At 42.9% G+C, this 245-nt stretch carries 1 protein-coding gene; it reads right to left on the bottom strand.

Features of this window, described 5'->3' with window-relative positions; genetic code table 11:
• Positions 1–245, bottom strand: a 245-nt coding sequence (locus tag SB775_RS32690; protein ID WP_410865453.1) for a hydroxyethylthiazole kinase, incomplete at both ends; no start/stop codon positions are given.

The following is a 245-nucleotide window of genomic DNA, read 5'->3' as shown; positions in this document are numbered from 1 at the left end:
ACATCTTCTTTTCCAGTAATCACCGCTACTGTATTTAATTCATCCGCTGCCTGCCTTGCAATACTTACGACATTGCCATTTCCAACACCGGCGTCTACCCCTTTAATTTCCCATCTCTCATTAATAACGTTCGCTATTTCAGCTGCATTTCCGCGAATAATCGCTAAATCAATTTCAGCCGGAATATGTCTCGCAACTTCTGTTCGATACGATGTTGCTCCTGCACCAACTGGATCAAATAGTAC

Source organism: Peribacillus sp. SIMBA_075 (assembly GCF_046534585.1).
Note: the sequence above shows the minus strand (reverse complement) of the source record. Positions and strands in the feature narration are given on the sequence as shown.